We start from the raw sequence: 14,826 nt of genomic DNA on the forward strand, positions 1-14,826 counted from the left end.
GGCGGCTGACCTTACCGGGGCCCGGTGAGCGGCAGGACGTCCTCGTCGAAGCACGTGCGGGCACCGGTGTGGCAGGCGGCGCCCGTCTGGTCGACCTTCACCAGGACGGTGTCGGCGTCGCAGTCCAGGGCGACGGATTTCACCCGTTGGACGTGGCCCGAGGTGTCGCCCTTGACCCAGTACTCCTGGCGGCTGCGCGACCAGTAGGTGCAGCGGCCCGTGGTCAGGGTCCTGTGCAGTGCCTCGTCGTCCATCCAGCCGAGCATGAGCACCTCGCCGGTGTCGTACTGCTGTGCGATGGCCGGCACCAGTCCGTCGGGGCCGCGCTTGAGGCGGGCGGCGACTGCCGGATCGAGGCTGCTTGCGGGTACGGGGCCGGGCGCGCTGGTCATGCGCCCCATTGTGCCGCGCCGGAGGCGGTGCCAGGCCGTGCGTCCACTGGGCGGACCCCGTGCGGCGGCCGTACGCTGGCGGGCATGTCGACCCATGCGAAGCGTGAACGTCTTCTGCTCGCCGACCTGTTGGAGGCGGCGGGCCCGGAAGCCCTGACCCTGTGCAATGGCTGGAAGACCCGGGACCTGGCCGCCCACGTCGTGGTGCGTGAACGCCGGGCGGACGCGGCGGGCGGGCTCCTGCTCGGCGCCCTGAAGAACCGGCTGGAGCGGGTGCAGGCCGAATTCGCCGCCAAGCCGTACGAGGAACTGATCCAGCTCATCCGTACGGGCCCGCCGCGGATGTCGCCCTTCGGCCTGAAGCAGCTGGACGAGGCGGCCAACACCGTGGAGTTCTACATCCATGCGGAGGACGTACGCCGGGCCCAGCCCGACTGGTCGCAGCGGGAGCTGGACCCGGTCTTCGCCGACGTCCTGTGGTCACGCACAGAGAAGACCGCCCGGATGATGGGCCGCCGGGCTCCGGTGGGCCTGGTACTGCGGCGTCCTGACGGCCAGACGGTGGTGGCCCACAAGGGCACCCCGGTGGTGACGGTCACCGGGGAGCCGGGCGAGCTGCTGCTGTTCGCGGCGGGGCGCCAGGACGCCGCGCGGGTGGAACTGGAGGGGGACAAGGACGCGCTGGCCCGCCTGCACACGGCGGAGCTGGGTCTCTGATCTGACGGGACAGCCCGTGGCCCGGACACGGCCACCCTGCCCGTTCAGGCACCGCTGCGGGTCCGGGCGGGTGGCCGGCGGGTGCGGTGGCGGTGCCGGGCCGCGTCGTCGCCGGCCTCCGGGCCGCGGCCGGTTCCCAGCAGCCCGAGGAGGAAGCCTGCGGGGATGGTGACCAGGCCCGGTGTCTGGAGCGGGAACACGTCGAAGTCCCACTCCGGGAACAGTGCGACGGGCGTGCCGGAGAACGCCGGTGACAGGACCATCAGGACCGCGATCAGGGGAAGCGTCCCGTACACCGTCCATCGCACCCCGCGCGCGTCGAAGCGCGGGCGGAAGAGTGCGTACAGCAGGACGGGCGGGAGGACCGAGGCCGCCGCCGCGAACGACAGCGACAGCAGCACCTGGGGGTTCCGGTCGTGGGTGTACGCCGAGAGCAGCACGGCGAGGGTTCCGATCGCGGCGACGGCCCGGCGGGCCCGCCGGATCTCCCGGCCCGAGGCCCTGCTCTCGCCCTGGGCTCCTCGCTGCGCCGTGAAGTCTCGGGCCACGGACGAGGCGGCCGCCAGGGTGATACCGGCCACAGCTGCCAGGGTGGTGGCGAACGCGGCACAGGCGACGAGCGCGAACAGCGGGCTGTCGCGCGGTCCCGCGGCGCCCGGGTCCAGTGCGCCCGTCACCATCAGCAGGGCCGTGCCGCCGGCCGGATCGGCGGCGCGCAGCAGGTCACGGCCGACCAGGGCGGACGCACCGAGTCCGACGACGACGATGCCCGCGCACAGCAGGGCGACGGGTGCCACGGCCCAGACTCCGGCCCGGCGGGCCGTTCTGGCGTCGCGGATCGGGTGGAGCCGCATCATGATGTGGGGCATGCAGGCCGCGCCGAGCACCAGCGTGATCTGGAAGCCGATCAGGTCGAGTCCGCCCGCGAGTCCGTGGCCGAACTGCAGTCCGGGGCGCGCGTAGTCGCCGCCGGCCTTGCTGCCCGCCCGGGCCGCGTCGAAGAGGGCGAACGGGGACCAGCCGAAACGTGCGAGGACGAGTCCGGCGAGCAGGGTGACCGCGCCGAGGACGACGGCCACCTTGAGGATCTGGATGTAGCCGGTGCCGCGCATGCCGCCGAAGGCCGAGTAGCAGACCATCAGCGTCCCACTGGCGACGGTGCAGCCGGTGAGCGCGCCGTCGGGCAGTCCGAACATGGCGGTCATGACGTGCCCCGCCGTGGTGAGCTGCACCAGCAGCAGGGGCGCCAGGACGACGAGGGTGGCCACGCCCAGCGCCCGGCGTACGGAACCGTCGCCGAGCCGGTCGGCGAGGAAGTCGCCGAGCGTGAACACCCCCCTGCGGCGCAGGCGTTCGGCGAACAGGCGCATGACCAGGGCGAGGGAGGCGACCGTCGCCAGGGCGAACAGCAGCCCGTCGAAACCGGCGAGCGCGACGGAACCCGTGGTGGAGAGCAGCGTGGCGGCGGAGACGTAGTCACCCGCGATGGCCAGCCCCGCGCCGACGGGACCGAGGGTGGAGCCGCCGGCGTAGAAGTGGTCCGGGTCGTCCTGGTCCGCGGCGGCGAGCCCGCACAGCAGCAGGGACACCGCGACGAAACCCAGGAAGATGACCACGGCCAGGGACCGGGCGTCGACCGCGCCGCTCACCGGTTTCGCTCCGCCGGCACGGCTCTGTAGGCAGCTGAGGACATGCGCGCCATGGCACCAGCCGGGTCGCGCGCGGCACAGAGGACGGGAGCGCAACGCGGCGCGGGTACAGCCTGTCCGGCCAGGATCTGTGCGTCCGCACAATGTGCGTGTGCCCGAATCTCCCGCGTATTCGCGCCGGACTTGTCGCACCCGCGGGCGTCGGTGTCCCGCTCCTGCCGGGCCCGCGCGGTGGCCCGCGGCCCGGCGGCAGGCGGCGCCGCCTGCCGCCGGAGCCGCGCGACGGGGGTGGCGCCTCGGCTCGGAGAGTTCAGCCCGCCAGCAGCCGGCGCGCCGCAAGCGCCAGCGAGACCTCGACCGCGTCCGTGGGCCGAGTCAGGCAACGCCCCGTCAGCTGCTCGAAGCGCCGTAGCCGGTTCAGCACGGTGTTGCGGTGGCAGTACAGCCGGGCGCCCGCCCTCTGTGCCGAGCCGTCCGCGTCCAGCCACGCGGTCAGCGTCTCGATGAGGACGTCACGGTCGGCCGGGTCGAGCGCGTCCAGCTGCCCGAACACGCGGTCGGCCAGCGCGGCTCCCAGGCCGGGTGACGACACGACGAGCGCGGTGGGCAGGTGCTCGTCCAGGAGGACGGTGCCGCCGGACGCGGGGCAGGCGCGGAGCGCCGTCTCGGCCAGGAGGCGGGCGTGACCGACGGACGCGAGTCCCTCGACCACGGAGCTGATACCCACGCGGGTTCCGGGAGAGGCCGTCAGCCCGGCCGCCAGCAGAGCGAGTTCGCCTCCGGGACCGGAACCCGTGTCCGCCCCGGGACCGCCGGTCGGCCCGCATTCCGGAGCCGGCGCCGACGGGGCGGCGCCCTCTCCCTCGTCCCGCGTGCCGGCCTCCGAGGTGGCAGGGCCGGCACCGAGCGGGAGGACGGCCAGTTCCACGTCTCCCGCGGTGTGCCAGAGCGCCTGGGTGCCGTCGGCCAGGGCCAGGGGCGGGCACCCCGCCCCGTGCGGGGTCCGGCGCGCACCCGTCACCGCGAGTACCGCGTAGCGCCCCTGCACCGGCAGGCCCAGTGCCGCGGCGGCGTCCGGCAGGTCCGCGATCCGGGCGGTGCCGTCCAGCAGGGCGGCCGTCATCAGTCGCTGCCGGTTCTCACGGCGCCAGGAGAGCCGCCGCTCGGCCTGCCGGTACGCCTCGGCCACGACCGCGCAGTGTTCGTCGACGAAGTTCCATACGTCCGCGGCGACATGGACCAGCAGCCGGGTGTCCTCGGGGTGGCGCCTGGCGGTGTCGTCGACCAGGTCCTGCCAGACCATCGCCCCGCCCATCCGGAAGGCGTGCATGACCGCGTCGAGGGGTACGCCCTGCTCGGCCCGGCTCTCGCCGATCCACCGGGAGGTGCGGTGGGCGGCTTCCCTGAACTCCCTGGGCTGGATCAGGGATGCGACGTTGTGGCGCAGCGAGTGGTGGACCTCCTGCCAGATCTCGGCCGGCTCGGTCTCGATCGCGGCGCGATAGGCGGGCACCTGCTCCCGCAGTGCCTCGACCAGCCGGTCGGTGAGCTCCGGCAGCGAGTCCAGCAGCACGCGGGCCGCCCGGTGGAGCACCGCTACGGCCTCACGGTCGGCCAGGGAGCGGAATCGGTGCGGCATCGGCGAGACGGGGGGCGGTCCGTGCAGCGCCCTGATCCGTGAACGTACGACCTGTGGCATGGCGGCCCTCCACCGGGAATCGGCCGGCCGCGGTTGGGCCGGCCCCGGTGTGCGCCCGGCCCTGCGTCGGGCGGGTGCACACCGATCGATCCTGACGACCGCAGAATGGCATACCGCCCGGTCGGTACCTAGGGGTGTGCGCGGTTCTTCTCATCACGGTCCTGCAACCTCGTCCCGGACCCGCGGTCGAGCAGCCGCGCGAGCTCGGTACGGGACCGGACGCCGAGGGCCGAGAAGACGTTGCGGAGGTGGTGGTCCACGGTCCTGGGACTCACCGAGAGCCGCACGGCCACCTCGCGGTTGGTCGCCCCCTCCGCGACGCAGCGGGCGATCCGCTGCTGCTGCGGGGTCAGTACGGCCAGCGGCCCCGGGCCGCTCCGGTCCGCGCCGTCCACCGCCTCCCCGGCGGCGCGCAGTTCCCCGCCCGCCCGGTCCGCCCACGCGCGGGCACAGCAGCGCTCGAAGCCGACCAGTGCGTCACGCAGGGGGCCGCGTGCCTCACGGGTGCGGCGCAGCCTGCGCAGCAGCTGACCGTGGAGCAGCCGGGTGCGGGCGCGCTCGAAATGGCCGCCCGCCCGGTCGTGGTGGACGAGCGCCTCCTCGTACCAGGCGGCGGCCTCCTCGGGGGGCGCCAGCAGGGCACGGCAGCGCGCGAGCTGCGCCGGGACCTGTGGATCGGTGGTCCGGGCGGTCCACAGCGCGAACTCGGCCACCGCGCCCGCGAGTTCGGCGGAGCCCTCGTCCGCGCGGCCGGACAGCACCATCGCCTCGACGTAGCACGGCACAGCGAGCATCCGGGTGGCGAAGTGCCCGGTCCCCGGACCCGGCCTGACCAGTGGTCCGAGGCGGGCCGCCGCCTCGCCCGGCCGCCCGGCGGCGAGATCCGCGCGGGCGATCGCCCAGGTGGCGAGCATGGCCGCCTGGGCGAGGCCGTGCGGTCCCGCGCCGGCGAGGGCCGCGTCGGCATGGGCTGCGCACGCCTCGGCGGGTCCCTCCACGGAGGCCGCGAGGGCGAGCACGGCGTGCAGATGCGTCGCGGCGTTGGACTGCCCAGTCCGCCGCGCGGCGTGCAGCCCTTCCAGCGCGTGGGCCCTCGCCCTCGCGTGCTGCCCGGTCCGCAGTTCGGAGTAGGCGAGTTGTTCCAGTGCGTGCGGCAGCAGGGACTCGGGCCCCCGGGTGCGTGCGGCGGCGAGCGCGCGGGCCCCTGCCCGGCAGGCGGCGTCGACCTCGCCCAGCACGAGCGCCGAAGCGGCCGCCCTCAGGAGTTCACCCGCGTCCTCGGCGCGGTCCGCGGAGTCCAGGCAGCACCGCAGCAGCGCGTGGCCCCGGTCGGGGTGACCGGCCAGTACCGCGCACATACCCGCGCGGTACTGGGCCATGGACCGGTCGGCGGCCGCCACGGGGATGCGGTTCATGGCGTCGAGGTAGGCGATGGCGTCCCCCATCGCCCACGCCGCCTCAGCCGCGCCGAACAATGCGTCAAGGGTGCGGCGCGGGTCGTGCGGGGCGAGCAGTCCGGCAGCGGTCAGGAGCGCCTCGCGGGCGTCGGCAGCCGGCCCGTCGCGCAGGGCGAGCATGCCGCGTACGTACGGGGCGGCGCCCCCGGCGAGGTGCGGGCCGACGCGGGCCAGCATGGCGCGGGCCCGGTTGGTGTCACCGGCCAGCCTCGCCTGCTCGGCCGCGGCGGCGAAGCGTGCCGCGCGCAGGGTGTCGTCGGTGGAGAGCGCGGCGGCACGGGCCAGTGCGGCCGAGCGTTCGCCGTGCGGGTACGGGGCGACGGCGGCCGCCTCCAGCCGCTCCGCGAGGGCCGCGTCGGGCCCGGGCGCCGCACAGGCCCGCTGGACGAGGGCCGGCAGCGGTGGCGAGCCGGGCCGTGTGAGCAGTCCGGCGAGCAGTTCGTGCGCGGCGCGGCGGCGGCCGGGCGGCGCCCGGTGCAGGACCGCGCGACGCAGCAGCGGGTGGCTGAAGTGCACCCGGCTTCCCGCGCGTTGCAGGGCCCCGGCCGTCCCGGCGGGCGCGAACAGTACGCGGTCGAGTTGCGCGCTGGGGAGCCCGGCGCGGGCACCGGCCCGCAGCAGCAGGGCGGCGTCGGACCCGGCCCCGTCCGGCTCGTGCTCCTCCGCGGCGGCGGCGAGCAGGAGCAGGGTGTGGGTGTCGGCGGAGAGCCCGCCCAGGTGTTCGGCGTGGGCGTCAAGGACACTCTCGGCGCCGGGCAGCGGGTACGGAAGCGCCGTGCGCCCCGCGAGCTGACCCGGGGTCAGGCGGCCGACGAGACCGGCCAGCAGCCGCGGGTTGCCTGCCGCCTCGCGCAGGAGCTCACTGCGTACGACGGGGTCGACATCGCTGGTGGCGGCGGTGAGTGAATCGAGCAACGCGGTCGCCGCGTCGTCGTCGAGCGGGGCGAGACGCAGCGCGGGCAGTCCGGCGAAGGCGGTCTCGTCCGCCGAGCCGATCACGACCGCGACCCGGCTGCCCGCGCCGAGTCTGCGAGCGGCGTATCCGAGTGCGGCGCGCGAGTCCGGGTCCCAGGCGTGCGCGTCGTCCACGCAGACCAGCAGGGGCTCCTCCGCCCCCAGGCCGCGCAGCACGGCGAGGAGCCCGCCCGGCGTGACGCCGGACCGCAGGAGCGTGTCGGGCAGCGGGCGCGGCGCGGAGCACAGCAGGGTGTGCAGCCCGCTGTGGGGCAGCCGTTGTTCGGTGGGGGCGGCGGCGGCGTACAGCACGGTCCCTCCGTGCCTGCCGTGGTGCTCGGCGGCGGCGCGTCGTAGCAGGGCGGTGCGGCCCAGGCCGGGCGGCGAGGTCAGCACGAGCGCTCCGCCGTCGCCTGCCCGGAGCCGTCCCAGCAGTGTGTCCAGGATGGCGAGTTCGCCGCTGCGGCCGTACAGCCGGGGCGGACTGTGCACGGTCGTCGATGGGGTCACCCCATCGACGCTACTTCCGCGTAAACAGCGTCGGAAGGCCCGCGTCCGCTCCCCGTTCCCGGTCGGCCCCGGAGCGGTGCGGGCTCCCAACGGAACGTCGTACGCACTGTGCCGGGGCACAGTCCCCGCACACCGAAAGGGGCCGGACCGCGGTACGCGCGGTCCGGCCCCCGGTTTCCCCGTCGTCAGGAGGTGTGCGGGCAGGTGCCCCTGTACTCGGCGATCGTGAGGCTGGTCGAGGGCAGCGGGCAGAGGAACTGCTCGTAGCGGGTGTCGTTGTCGATGAACCGCTTCAGCCACGAGATGCTGTACTTCGCGATCGTCGTGTTGGAGCTGTTCGGGGTGAAGTGGCTGGCACCCCGAAGCTCCAGGTACGCCTTGTCCAACGAACTCGGGAGCGAGTTGTAGAACGGCTTGGAGTGCGTGGCGACGGGGGCGACGGAGTCACCGTCGGCACCGATGACCAGGGTCGGCGTCTGCACCTCGGGCCAGGTCTTGTCCGTGTTCCAGCCGGTCAGCGGGATGGCGGCCTGGAGCGACGGACGGTCCTTCGCGGCCTCCAAGGCGCCGCCACCGCCCATGGAGTGGCCCATCACACCGAGCCGCGAGGAGTCGATCCTGCCGCGCACCGAACTGGTGCCGGTGAGGTAGTCCAGCGCCGCGAGCAACTGGTCACCTCTGCTCGCGGGCTGGTCCAACGTCGTGTTGGTGTCGATGGTGAAGACCACGAAGCCCTGCGAGGCCAGGCGCGGGCCCAGCCAGGCGATGCTCGACTGGTAGGCGGTAAAGCCCGGCGAGATGACGACCGCGCCGAAGGTGCCGTCCGAGGTGGAGGTCGGGTAGTAGATCGTGCCGCCGTCGAACCCTCTGACGCTCAGCGAGGAGACGGTGGTCTGCGAGGTCGCGTACGAGCCGCGGCTCGCCTCGATGCTGGAGTTGCTCGGGGCCGGGCCGCGCTCGTACGGGTTGTCCGCTGCCTGGGCGCCCGGCATCAGGGCGGTGACCAGGGCGGCGGTGGTGGCCGCGGCGGCCACGGCGAGCCTGACCGTACGGGAGCGGCTCTTCGACATCCGGTGGCGCGGGGAGATGTCGCCGGAGGGGAGGTGCTGCTGCACGAGGGGGGATCCTCTCGGTCGAGGCGCAACCACTGCGCGGCAGCCGCAGGCCCGTCGTCCGGGGCCTTCGGGAGCACCGCGTGGGTGGCGCCGTCAGTTGCTGACGGCGCCACTCTGGCGGTGTGTCCTGCGTGCGGACATCGGCGAGATCGCCGGTCTTCCCGTACGGCTGTCTCCCCGACCGGGTCAGCGAACGGGGTGCCCGGCCTCTCGCAGCGCGCCCTTGACCTCGGAGATCCGCAGGTCACCGAAGTGGAAGACGGATGCGGCCAGGACCGCGTCGGCACCCGCGCCGACCGCCGGCGCGAAGTCCTCCAGCCGGCCCGCACCGCCCGAGGCGATGACGGGGACGGTGACGTGCGCCCGTACGGCCTCGATCATCTCGATGTCGTAGCCGTCCTTCGTGCCGTCGGCGTCCATCGAGTTGAGCAGGATCTCCCCCGCTCCCAGCTCGGCCGCCCGGTGCGCCCACTCCACCGCGTCGATCCCGGTGCCCTTGCGGCCGCCGTGCGTGGTGACCTCGAAGCTGCCCGTGGGGGTGCGCCGGGCGTCGACGGAGAGCACGAGCACCTGCCGCCCGAAGCGCTCCGCGATCTCACGGACGAGGTCGGGGCGGACGATGGCCGCGGTGTTGACCCCGACCTTGTCGGCCCCGGCCCGCAGCAGCTTGTCGACGTCCTCCGGGGTGCGGACGCCGCCGCCGACGGTGAGCGGGATGAAGACCTGCTCGGCGGTGCGGCGCACCACGTCGTACGTCGTCTCGCGGTCACCGCTGGACGCGGTGATGTCGAGGAACGTCAACTCGTCGGCGCCCTCGGCGTCGTACAGCTTGGCCATCTCGACGGGGTCGCCCGCGTCGCGCAGGTTCTGGAAGTTGACGCCCTTGACGACCCGGCCGTTGTCGACGTCCAGGCACGGGATGACCCGTACGGCGAGGCTCATCGCTCACCCGCCCGGCAGGCCTCTACCTCGACCTCGACGACGAGGGACGGGTCCACGAGACCGGCCACGATGATCATCGACGCGGCGGGGCGCACGTCGTCGAAGAGCTCCTTGTGGGCGCGCCCGACCTCGTCCACGTCCCGGGCGTGCGTGAGGTACATCCGGGTACGGACGACGTCCTCGCGCCCCAGGCCCGTCTGCTTCAGCGCGTCGAAGGCGACCTGGAAGGAGGCGACGGCCTGCTCGTACGGACCGCCCTGCGCGATCTCGCCGTTGACCACCGAGGTGCATCCGGACACGAGGACCAGACCGCCCGGGAGCTCCACCGCGCGGGAGTAGCCGAACTTCTCCTCCCGTGTGTCGTCCGAGGAGACGCGGCGTACGGAGCCCGTCATACGGAGACCGCCTTGAGTGCCTCCTCGAGCGTGAACGCCTTCGCGTACAGCGCCTTTCCGACGATCGCGCCCTCGACGCCTTCCGGCACGAGCAGGGAGATCGCACGCAGGTCGGCCAGCGAGGAGACGCCGCCGGACGCGACGACGGGCCGGTCGGTGGCTGCGCAGACGTCGCGCAGCAGGCCCAGGTTGGGCCCCTCCAGCGTGCCGTCCTTGGCGATGTCGGTCACGACGTAGCGGGCGCAGCCCTCGGAGTCGAGGCGGGCGAGCGTCTCGTAGAGGTCGCCGCCGTCGCGGGTCCAGCCGCGGCCGCGCAGTGTCGTGCCGCGGACGTCGAGACCGACGGCGATCTTGTCGCCGTGCTCGGCGATGACCTTGGCGACCCACTCGGGGGTCTCCAGGGCGGCGGTGCCGAGGTTGACGCGGCGGCAGCCGGTGGCGAGGGCGGCCTCCAGCGAGGCGTCGTCGCGGATGCCGCCGGAGAGCTCCACCTTGATGTCCATCGCGCCGGCGACCTCGGAGATCAGGGCGCGGTTGTCGCCGGTGCCGAAGGCGGCGTCCAGGTCGACGAGGTGCAGCCACTCGGCGCCGGAGCTCTGCCAGGCGAGGGCCGCCTCGAGCGGGGAGCCGTAGGACGTCTCGGAGCCGGATTCGCCGTGGACGAGGCGGACGGCCTGGCCGTCGCGCACGTCTACGGCCGGGAGCAGTTCAAGCTTCGGCATTACAGCGTCTCGATCCAGTTGGTCAGCAGCTGGGCGCCGGCATCGCCGGACTTCTCGGGGTGGAACTGGGTGGCCCACAACGCGCCGTTCTCGACGGCGGCGACGAACCGTTCGCCGTGTGTCGCCCAGGTGACCTTGGGGGCACGGATCTTGGCGTTGGTCACTTCGAGTGACCAGTCGTGCGCCGCGTAGGAGTGCACGAAGTAGTAGCGCTCGTCGCGGTCGAGGCCGGCGAAGAGGCGGGAGTCCTCGGGCGCGTCGACGGTGTTCCAGCCCATGTGCGGGACGACGTCCGCCTTCAGCGGGCCGACTGTGCCGGGCCACTCGTCGAGGCCGTCCGTCTCCACGCCGTTCTCGATGCCTCGCTCGAACAGGATCTGCATGCCCACGCAGATGCCCATGACGGGCCGGCCGCCGGACAGCCTGCGCCCGATGATCCATTCACCGCGGGCCTCCTTCAGGCCTGCCATGCAGGCCGAGAAGGCACCGACGCCGGGGACGAGCAGCCCGTCCGCGTTCATCGCGGTGTCGAAGTCGCGGGTGATCTCCACGTCCCCGCCGACATGGGCGAGGGCCCGCTCGGCGGAACGGACGTTGCCGAAGCCGTAGTCGAGGACGACGATCTTCTTCTTGTCGCTCACAGATTCCTCAGTCCAGAGTCACTGGATCCGCAGGATGCCCGAGACCAGGGCCATCACGGAGCCGAATCCGAGGAGCACGACGACGCCCTTGGGCATGCCCTGCTTCCAGAATGAGTAGACGCCGCCGGCCAGGAAGAGGCCGACGACGATGAGAATGGTGTTGAGGCCGGTCACAGGGCGCCCTTCGTGGTGGGCAGGATGCCGGCGGCACGCGGATCGTGCTCGCTGGCGTAACGGAGCGCGCGGGCCAGCGCCTTGAACTGGCACTCCACGATGTGGTGGGCGTTGCGGCCGTACGGGACGTGGACGTGCAGGGCGATCTGCGCCTGGGCGACGAAGGACTCCAGGATGTGCCGGGTCATCGTCGTGTCGTACTCGCCGATCATCGGCGCCATCTTCTCCGGCTCGGTGTGCACCAGGTAGGGGCGGCCGGAGAGGTCGACGGTGACCTGGGCGAGCGACTCGTCCAGCGGGACGGTGCAGTTGCCGAAGCGGTAGATGCCGACCTTGTCGCCCAGTGCCTGCTTGAAGGCCGCGCCGAGCGCGAGGGCGGTGTCCTCGATGGTGTGGTGCGAGTCGATGTGAAGGTCGCCCTCGGTCTTGACCGTGAGGTCGAAGAGCCCGTGCCGGCCGAGCTGGTCGAGCATGTGGTCGTAGAAACCGACCCCGGTCGAGACGTCGACCTTGCCGGTGCCGTCGAGGTTGATCTCGACGACCACGGAGGTCTCCTTGGTGGTCCGCTCCACCCTGCCTACGCGGCTCATGCGTCGTGCTCCTTCTTCAGTTCGCGCACCGCATCGAGGAACGCGTCGTTCTCTGCCGGGGTTCCCGCGGACACCCGCAGCCACCCCGGTACGCCGTTGTCCCGGACCAGGACGCCCCGTCCGAGGATCTCCTGCCAGGCGGCGTGGCTGTCGGCGAAGCGGCCGAACTGGACGAAGTTGGCGTCCGAGTCGGTGACGGCGAAGCCGAGTTCCCGCAGCCCGCCGACGAGCCGGTCGCGCTCGCTCTTGAGCTGCGCGACGTACCCGAGCAGCGTATCGGTGTGCTCCAGGGCGGCGAGCGCGGTGGCCTGGGTGACGGAGGACAGGTGGTACGGCAGGCGTACCAGCTGTACGGCGTCGACGACGGCCGGCGCCGCGGCGAGGTAGCCCAGGCGCAGGCCCGCGGCGCCGAAGGCCTTGGACATGGTGCGCGAGAGCACCAGGTGGGGGCGGCCCTCGATCAGCGGGAGCAGCGAGGGGTGGTGGCTGAACTCGCCGTAGGCCTCGTCGATGACGACCATCGAGGGCCGGGCGGCCTGGGCGGCGTCGTACAGGGCGACGACGGTGTCCGCGTCCACGGCGGTGCCGGTGGGGTTGTTGGGCGAGGTGATGAAGACGACCTCGGGCCGGTGCTCGGCGATGGCCTTCTCCGCGGCCTCGACATCGATGGTGAAGTCCTGGTTGCGCGGACCGGAGATCCAGCCGGTGCCGGTGCCTCGGGCGATGAGGGCGTGCATGGAGTACGAGGGTTCGAAGCCGATCGCGGTGCGCCCGGGGCCGCCGAAGGTCTGCAGCAGCTGCTGGAGGATCTCGTTGGAGCCGTTGGCCGCCCAGACGTCGGCCGCGGCCACCTCGTGCCCCGCGGTGCGGGTGAGGTAGCGGGCGAGCTCGGTGCGGAGTTCGACGGCGTCGCGGTCGGGGTATCGGTTGAGGTCGCGGGCGGCCTCGCGGACGCGCTCGGCGATGCGGTCGACGAGCACGTCGGGCAGCGGGTAGGGGTTCTCGTTGGTGTTCAGCCGGACGGGTACGTCGAGCTGGGGCGCGCCGTACGGGGACTGGCCGCGGAGTTCGTCGCGGATCGGGAGCGCGTCCCAGGCGTTGGTGCTGTTCGTCACGCTTGCGGAACCTTCCAGCCGAACCTTGCCTTGAGCGCGGCGCCGTGGGCGGGGAGGTCCTCCGCCTCGGCCAGGGTCACGACGTGGTGGGTGACCTCGGCGAGGGCGTCGCGGGTGTAGTCGACGATGTGGATGCCGCGCAGGAAGGACTGCACGGACAGGCCCGAGGAGTGGCAGGCGCAGCCGCCGGTGGGCAGGACGTGGTTGGAGCCGGCGCAGTAGTCGCCGAGGGAGACGGGCGAGAAGGGGCCGACGAAGACGGCCCCGGCGTTGCGGACCCGGTCGGCGACGGCGGCGGCGTTCTCCGTCTGGACCTCCAGGTGTTCGGCGGCGTACGCGTCGACGACCCTGAGCCCGTCCTCGATGTCGTCGACCAGGACGATCGCGGACTGCCGGCCGGCCAGTGCGGGCTCGATCCGGTCGGTGACGTGCCGGGTGGCGGCGACCTGGGGCTTCAGCTCGGCCTCGGTGGCCGCGGCGAGCTCCTCGGAGTCGGTGACGAGGACGGCGGCGGCCAACGGGTCGTGCTCGGCCTGGCTGATCAGGTCCGCGGCGACGTGCACCGGGTCGGCGCTCGCGTCGGCGAGGATCGCGATCTCGGTGGGACCGGCCTCGGCGTCGATGCCCACGCGGCCCTTGAGGAGGCGCTTGGCGGCGGCGACGTAGATGTTGCCGGGGCCGGTGACCAGGTTGACGGGCGGGCAGTCCTCGGTGCCGTACGCGAACATCGCGACGGCCTGGGAGCCGCCGGCGGCGTACACCTCGTCGACGCGGAGGAGGGCGCACGCCGCGAGGATCGTGGGGTGCGGCAGGCCGCCGAACTCCTTCTGCGGCGGGGACGCGACGGCGATGCCCTCGACTCCGGCCTCCTGGGCCGGGACCACGTTCATGACGACGGACGAGGGGTAGACGGAGCGGCCGCCGGGGACGTAGAGCCCGACGCGCTCCACGGGCACCCACTTCTCGGTGACGGTGCCGCCGGGGACGACCTGGGTGGTGTGTGTGGTGCGGCGCTGTTCGCGGTGGACGAGGCGGGCGCGGCGGACGGACTCCTCCAGCGCCGCGCGCACGGCCGGGTCGAGACCTTCCAGTGCCGCGCGGATCGCGTCGGCGGGCACCCGGACGGAGGCGATCCGTACGCCGTCGAATTTCTCTCCCCACTCGATCACTGCCGCCGAGCCACGATGGCGTACGTCCTCGCAGATCGGCCGCACCGTCTCCAGGGCGGCTTCCACGTCGAACTCGGCACGGGGCAGCAGGTCGCGCAGGGCGCCGCCCTCGGGGAGGGCGGTACCGCGCAGATCGATTCGTGAGATCACACCCCAATTCTCTCAGACCGGTTCCGGCGTCCGGTCGCCCGTATCACTGGCTGGTACATGTCCCGGCTGTCACTGCTGACCGTTAGCGTTCACGTCGTCACACAGCGGGAAGAACGGCTGTACGAAACGCGGGCGATCCGCGCGCGGTTGAGACCAGCCCGGACGAGCATCACGCGGGCGGAGTTCTTGTCCCTGGGGGACACGGCTCCGCACGCGGTGCACGCGTAGATACGTTCAGAAAGGGGGAGCGCGTGCTTGGTTCTCGCACCGCACTGTGCGCAGTCCATCGTGGTGTGGGCCGGGTGCACGAGGTGCGCGGAACGGCCGTGCTTGCGGGCCATCTCGGTCAGCGCAGTCTTGGTCGCGCCGATCGCGGCGTCGGCGGCCTTGCGGGCCATCGTGGACTTCGCGAGGAACTTCGGCTTGAAGTCCTCG

The 14,826-nt window shown here is 73.0% G+C and carries 15 protein-coding genes; 1 reads left to right on the forward strand and 14 read right to left on the reverse strand.

Features of this window, described 5'->3' with window-relative positions:
* Positions 1–11: 11 nt before the first annotated feature.
* A complete protein-coding gene (gene hisI, locus ACFU5K_RS18340; protein WP_327119568.1) occupies positions 12–392 on the reverse strand; it encodes a phosphoribosyl-AMP cyclohydrolase in 381 nt (126 codons plus the stop codon).
* Positions 393–476: 84 nt separating this feature from the next.
* On the opposite strand from hisI, the gene ACFU5K_RS18345 reads away from it, so the two are divergent.
* Positions 477–1,109 carry a TIGR03085 family metal-binding protein gene (locus ACFU5K_RS18345; RefSeq protein ID WP_384062546.1) on the forward strand — a complete coding sequence of 211 codons (633 nt, stop codon included), beginning with the start codon at positions 477–479 and terminating at the stop codon, positions 1,107–1,109.
* Positions 1,110–1,153: 44 nt separating this feature from the next.
* Here ACFU5K_RS18345 and ACFU5K_RS18350 read toward each other — a convergent pair whose 3' ends face one another.
* From ACFU5K_RS18350 to ACFU5K_RS18410, 13 genes are all read right to left on the reverse strand, one after another.
* Complete coding sequence (locus ACFU5K_RS18350) at positions 1,154–2,758, reverse strand: cation acetate symporter (protein ID WP_384062550.1); 1,605 nt, start codon at positions 2,756–2,758, stop codon at positions 1,154–1,156.
* Positions 2,759–3,068: 310 nt separating this feature from the next.
* Positions 3,069–4,457 (reverse strand): PucR family transcriptional regulator, encoded by a 1,389-nt coding sequence (locus ACFU5K_RS18355; RefSeq protein WP_384062552.1) that lies wholly within the window; start codon positions 4,455–4,457, stop codon positions 3,069–3,071.
* 128 nt (positions 4,458–4,585) lie between these two features.
* Positions 4,586–7,378, reverse strand: a complete 2,793-nt coding sequence (locus tag ACFU5K_RS18360; protein ID WP_384062554.1) for a LuxR C-terminal-related transcriptional regulator — start codon at positions 7,376–7,378, stop codon at positions 4,586–4,588.
* Positions 7,379–7,563: 185 nt separating this feature from the next.
* Positions 7,564–8,493, reverse strand: coding sequence for an alpha/beta hydrolase family protein (locus tag ACFU5K_RS18365; protein WP_384062556.1), 930 nt, complete (start codon positions 8,491–8,493; stop codon positions 7,564–7,566).
* 186 nt (positions 8,494–8,679) lie between these two features.
* Positions 8,680–9,435, reverse strand: a complete 756-nt coding sequence (gene hisF, locus ACFU5K_RS18370) for an imidazole glycerol phosphate synthase subunit HisF (protein ID WP_384062559.1) — start codon at positions 9,433–9,435, stop codon at positions 8,680–8,682.
* Positions 9,432–9,830, reverse strand: a complete 399-nt coding sequence (locus tag ACFU5K_RS18375) for a Rid family hydrolase (protein WP_384062562.1) — start codon at positions 9,828–9,830, stop codon at positions 9,432–9,434. Before ACFU5K_RS18375 ends, hisF begins: the two co-directional genes overlap by 4 nt.
* A complete protein-coding gene (gene priA, locus ACFU5K_RS18380) occupies positions 9,827–10,552 on the reverse strand; it encodes a bifunctional 1-(5-phosphoribosyl)-5-((5-phosphoribosylamino)methylideneamino)imidazole-4-carboxamide isomerase/phosphoribosylanthranilate isomerase PriA (RefSeq protein WP_384062565.1) in 726 nt (241 codons plus the stop codon). The genes ACFU5K_RS18375 and priA overlap by 4 nt, the downstream gene beginning before the upstream one ends.
* Entirely contained in the window at positions 10,552–11,193 is a 642-nt protein-coding gene (gene hisH / locus ACFU5K_RS18385; protein ID WP_384062567.1) for an imidazole glycerol phosphate synthase subunit HisH, read from the reverse strand. Before hisH ends, priA begins: the two co-directional genes overlap by 1 nt.
* A gap of 18 nt (positions 11,194–11,211) precedes the next feature.
* A complete protein-coding gene (locus ACFU5K_RS18390) occupies positions 11,212–11,367 on the reverse strand; it encodes a hypothetical protein (protein ID WP_384062570.1) in 156 nt (51 codons plus the stop codon).
* A complete protein-coding gene (gene hisB / locus ACFU5K_RS18395) occupies positions 11,364–11,957 on the reverse strand; it encodes an imidazoleglycerol-phosphate dehydratase HisB (RefSeq protein ID WP_384062573.1) in 594 nt (197 codons plus the stop codon). Before hisB ends, ACFU5K_RS18390 begins: the two co-directional genes overlap by 4 nt.
* On the reverse strand, positions 11,954–13,072 hold the full coding sequence (locus ACFU5K_RS18400; RefSeq protein WP_384062574.1) for a histidinol-phosphate transaminase: 1,119 nt from the start codon (positions 13,070–13,072) through the stop codon (positions 11,954–11,956). Before ACFU5K_RS18400 ends, hisB begins: the two co-directional genes overlap by 4 nt.
* Positions 13,069–14,391, reverse strand: a complete 1,323-nt coding sequence (gene hisD / locus ACFU5K_RS18405; RefSeq protein WP_384062576.1) for a histidinol dehydrogenase — start codon at positions 14,389–14,391, stop codon at positions 13,069–13,071. Before hisD ends, ACFU5K_RS18400 begins: the two co-directional genes overlap by 4 nt.
* A gap of 89 nt (positions 14,392–14,480) precedes the next feature.
* Positions 14,481–14,826: zinc ribbon domain-containing protein (locus ACFU5K_RS18410; protein ID WP_384062577.1), on the reverse strand; the 346-nt coding region annotated here is incomplete at its 5' end.

Origin of the sequence: Streptomyces sp. NPDC057428 (assembly GCF_042803195.1) — a bacterium.
GTDB lineage: Bacteria > Actinomycetota > Actinomycetes > Streptomycetales > Streptomycetaceae > Streptomyces.

Coding starts and splice junctions, on each gene's coding strand:
- hisB (WP_384062573.1), bottom strand. CDS start 11,957: ATGAGCCGCGTAGGCAGGGTGGAGCGGACCACCAAGGAGACCTCCGTG.
- ACFU5K_RS18345 (WP_384062546.1), top strand. CDS start 477: ATGTCGACCCATGCGAAGCGTGAACGTCTTCTGCTCGCCGACCTGTTG.
- ACFU5K_RS18375 (WP_384062562.1), bottom strand. CDS start 9,830: ATGACGGGCTCCGTACGCCGCGTCTCCTCGGACGACACACGGGAGGAG.
- hisI (WP_327119568.1), bottom strand. CDS start 392: ATGACCAGCGCGCCCGGCCCCGTACCCGCAAGCAGCCTCGATCCGGCA.
- hisF (WP_384062559.1), bottom strand. CDS start 9,435: ATGAGCCTCGCCGTACGGGTCATCCCGTGCCTGGACGTCGACAACGGC.
- priA (WP_384062565.1), bottom strand. CDS start 10,552: ATGCCGAAGCTTGAACTGCTCCCGGCCGTAGACGTGCGCGACGGCCAG.
- ACFU5K_RS18355 (WP_384062552.1), bottom strand. CDS start 4,457: ATGCCACAGGTCGTACGTTCACGGATCAGGGCGCTGCACGGACCGCCC.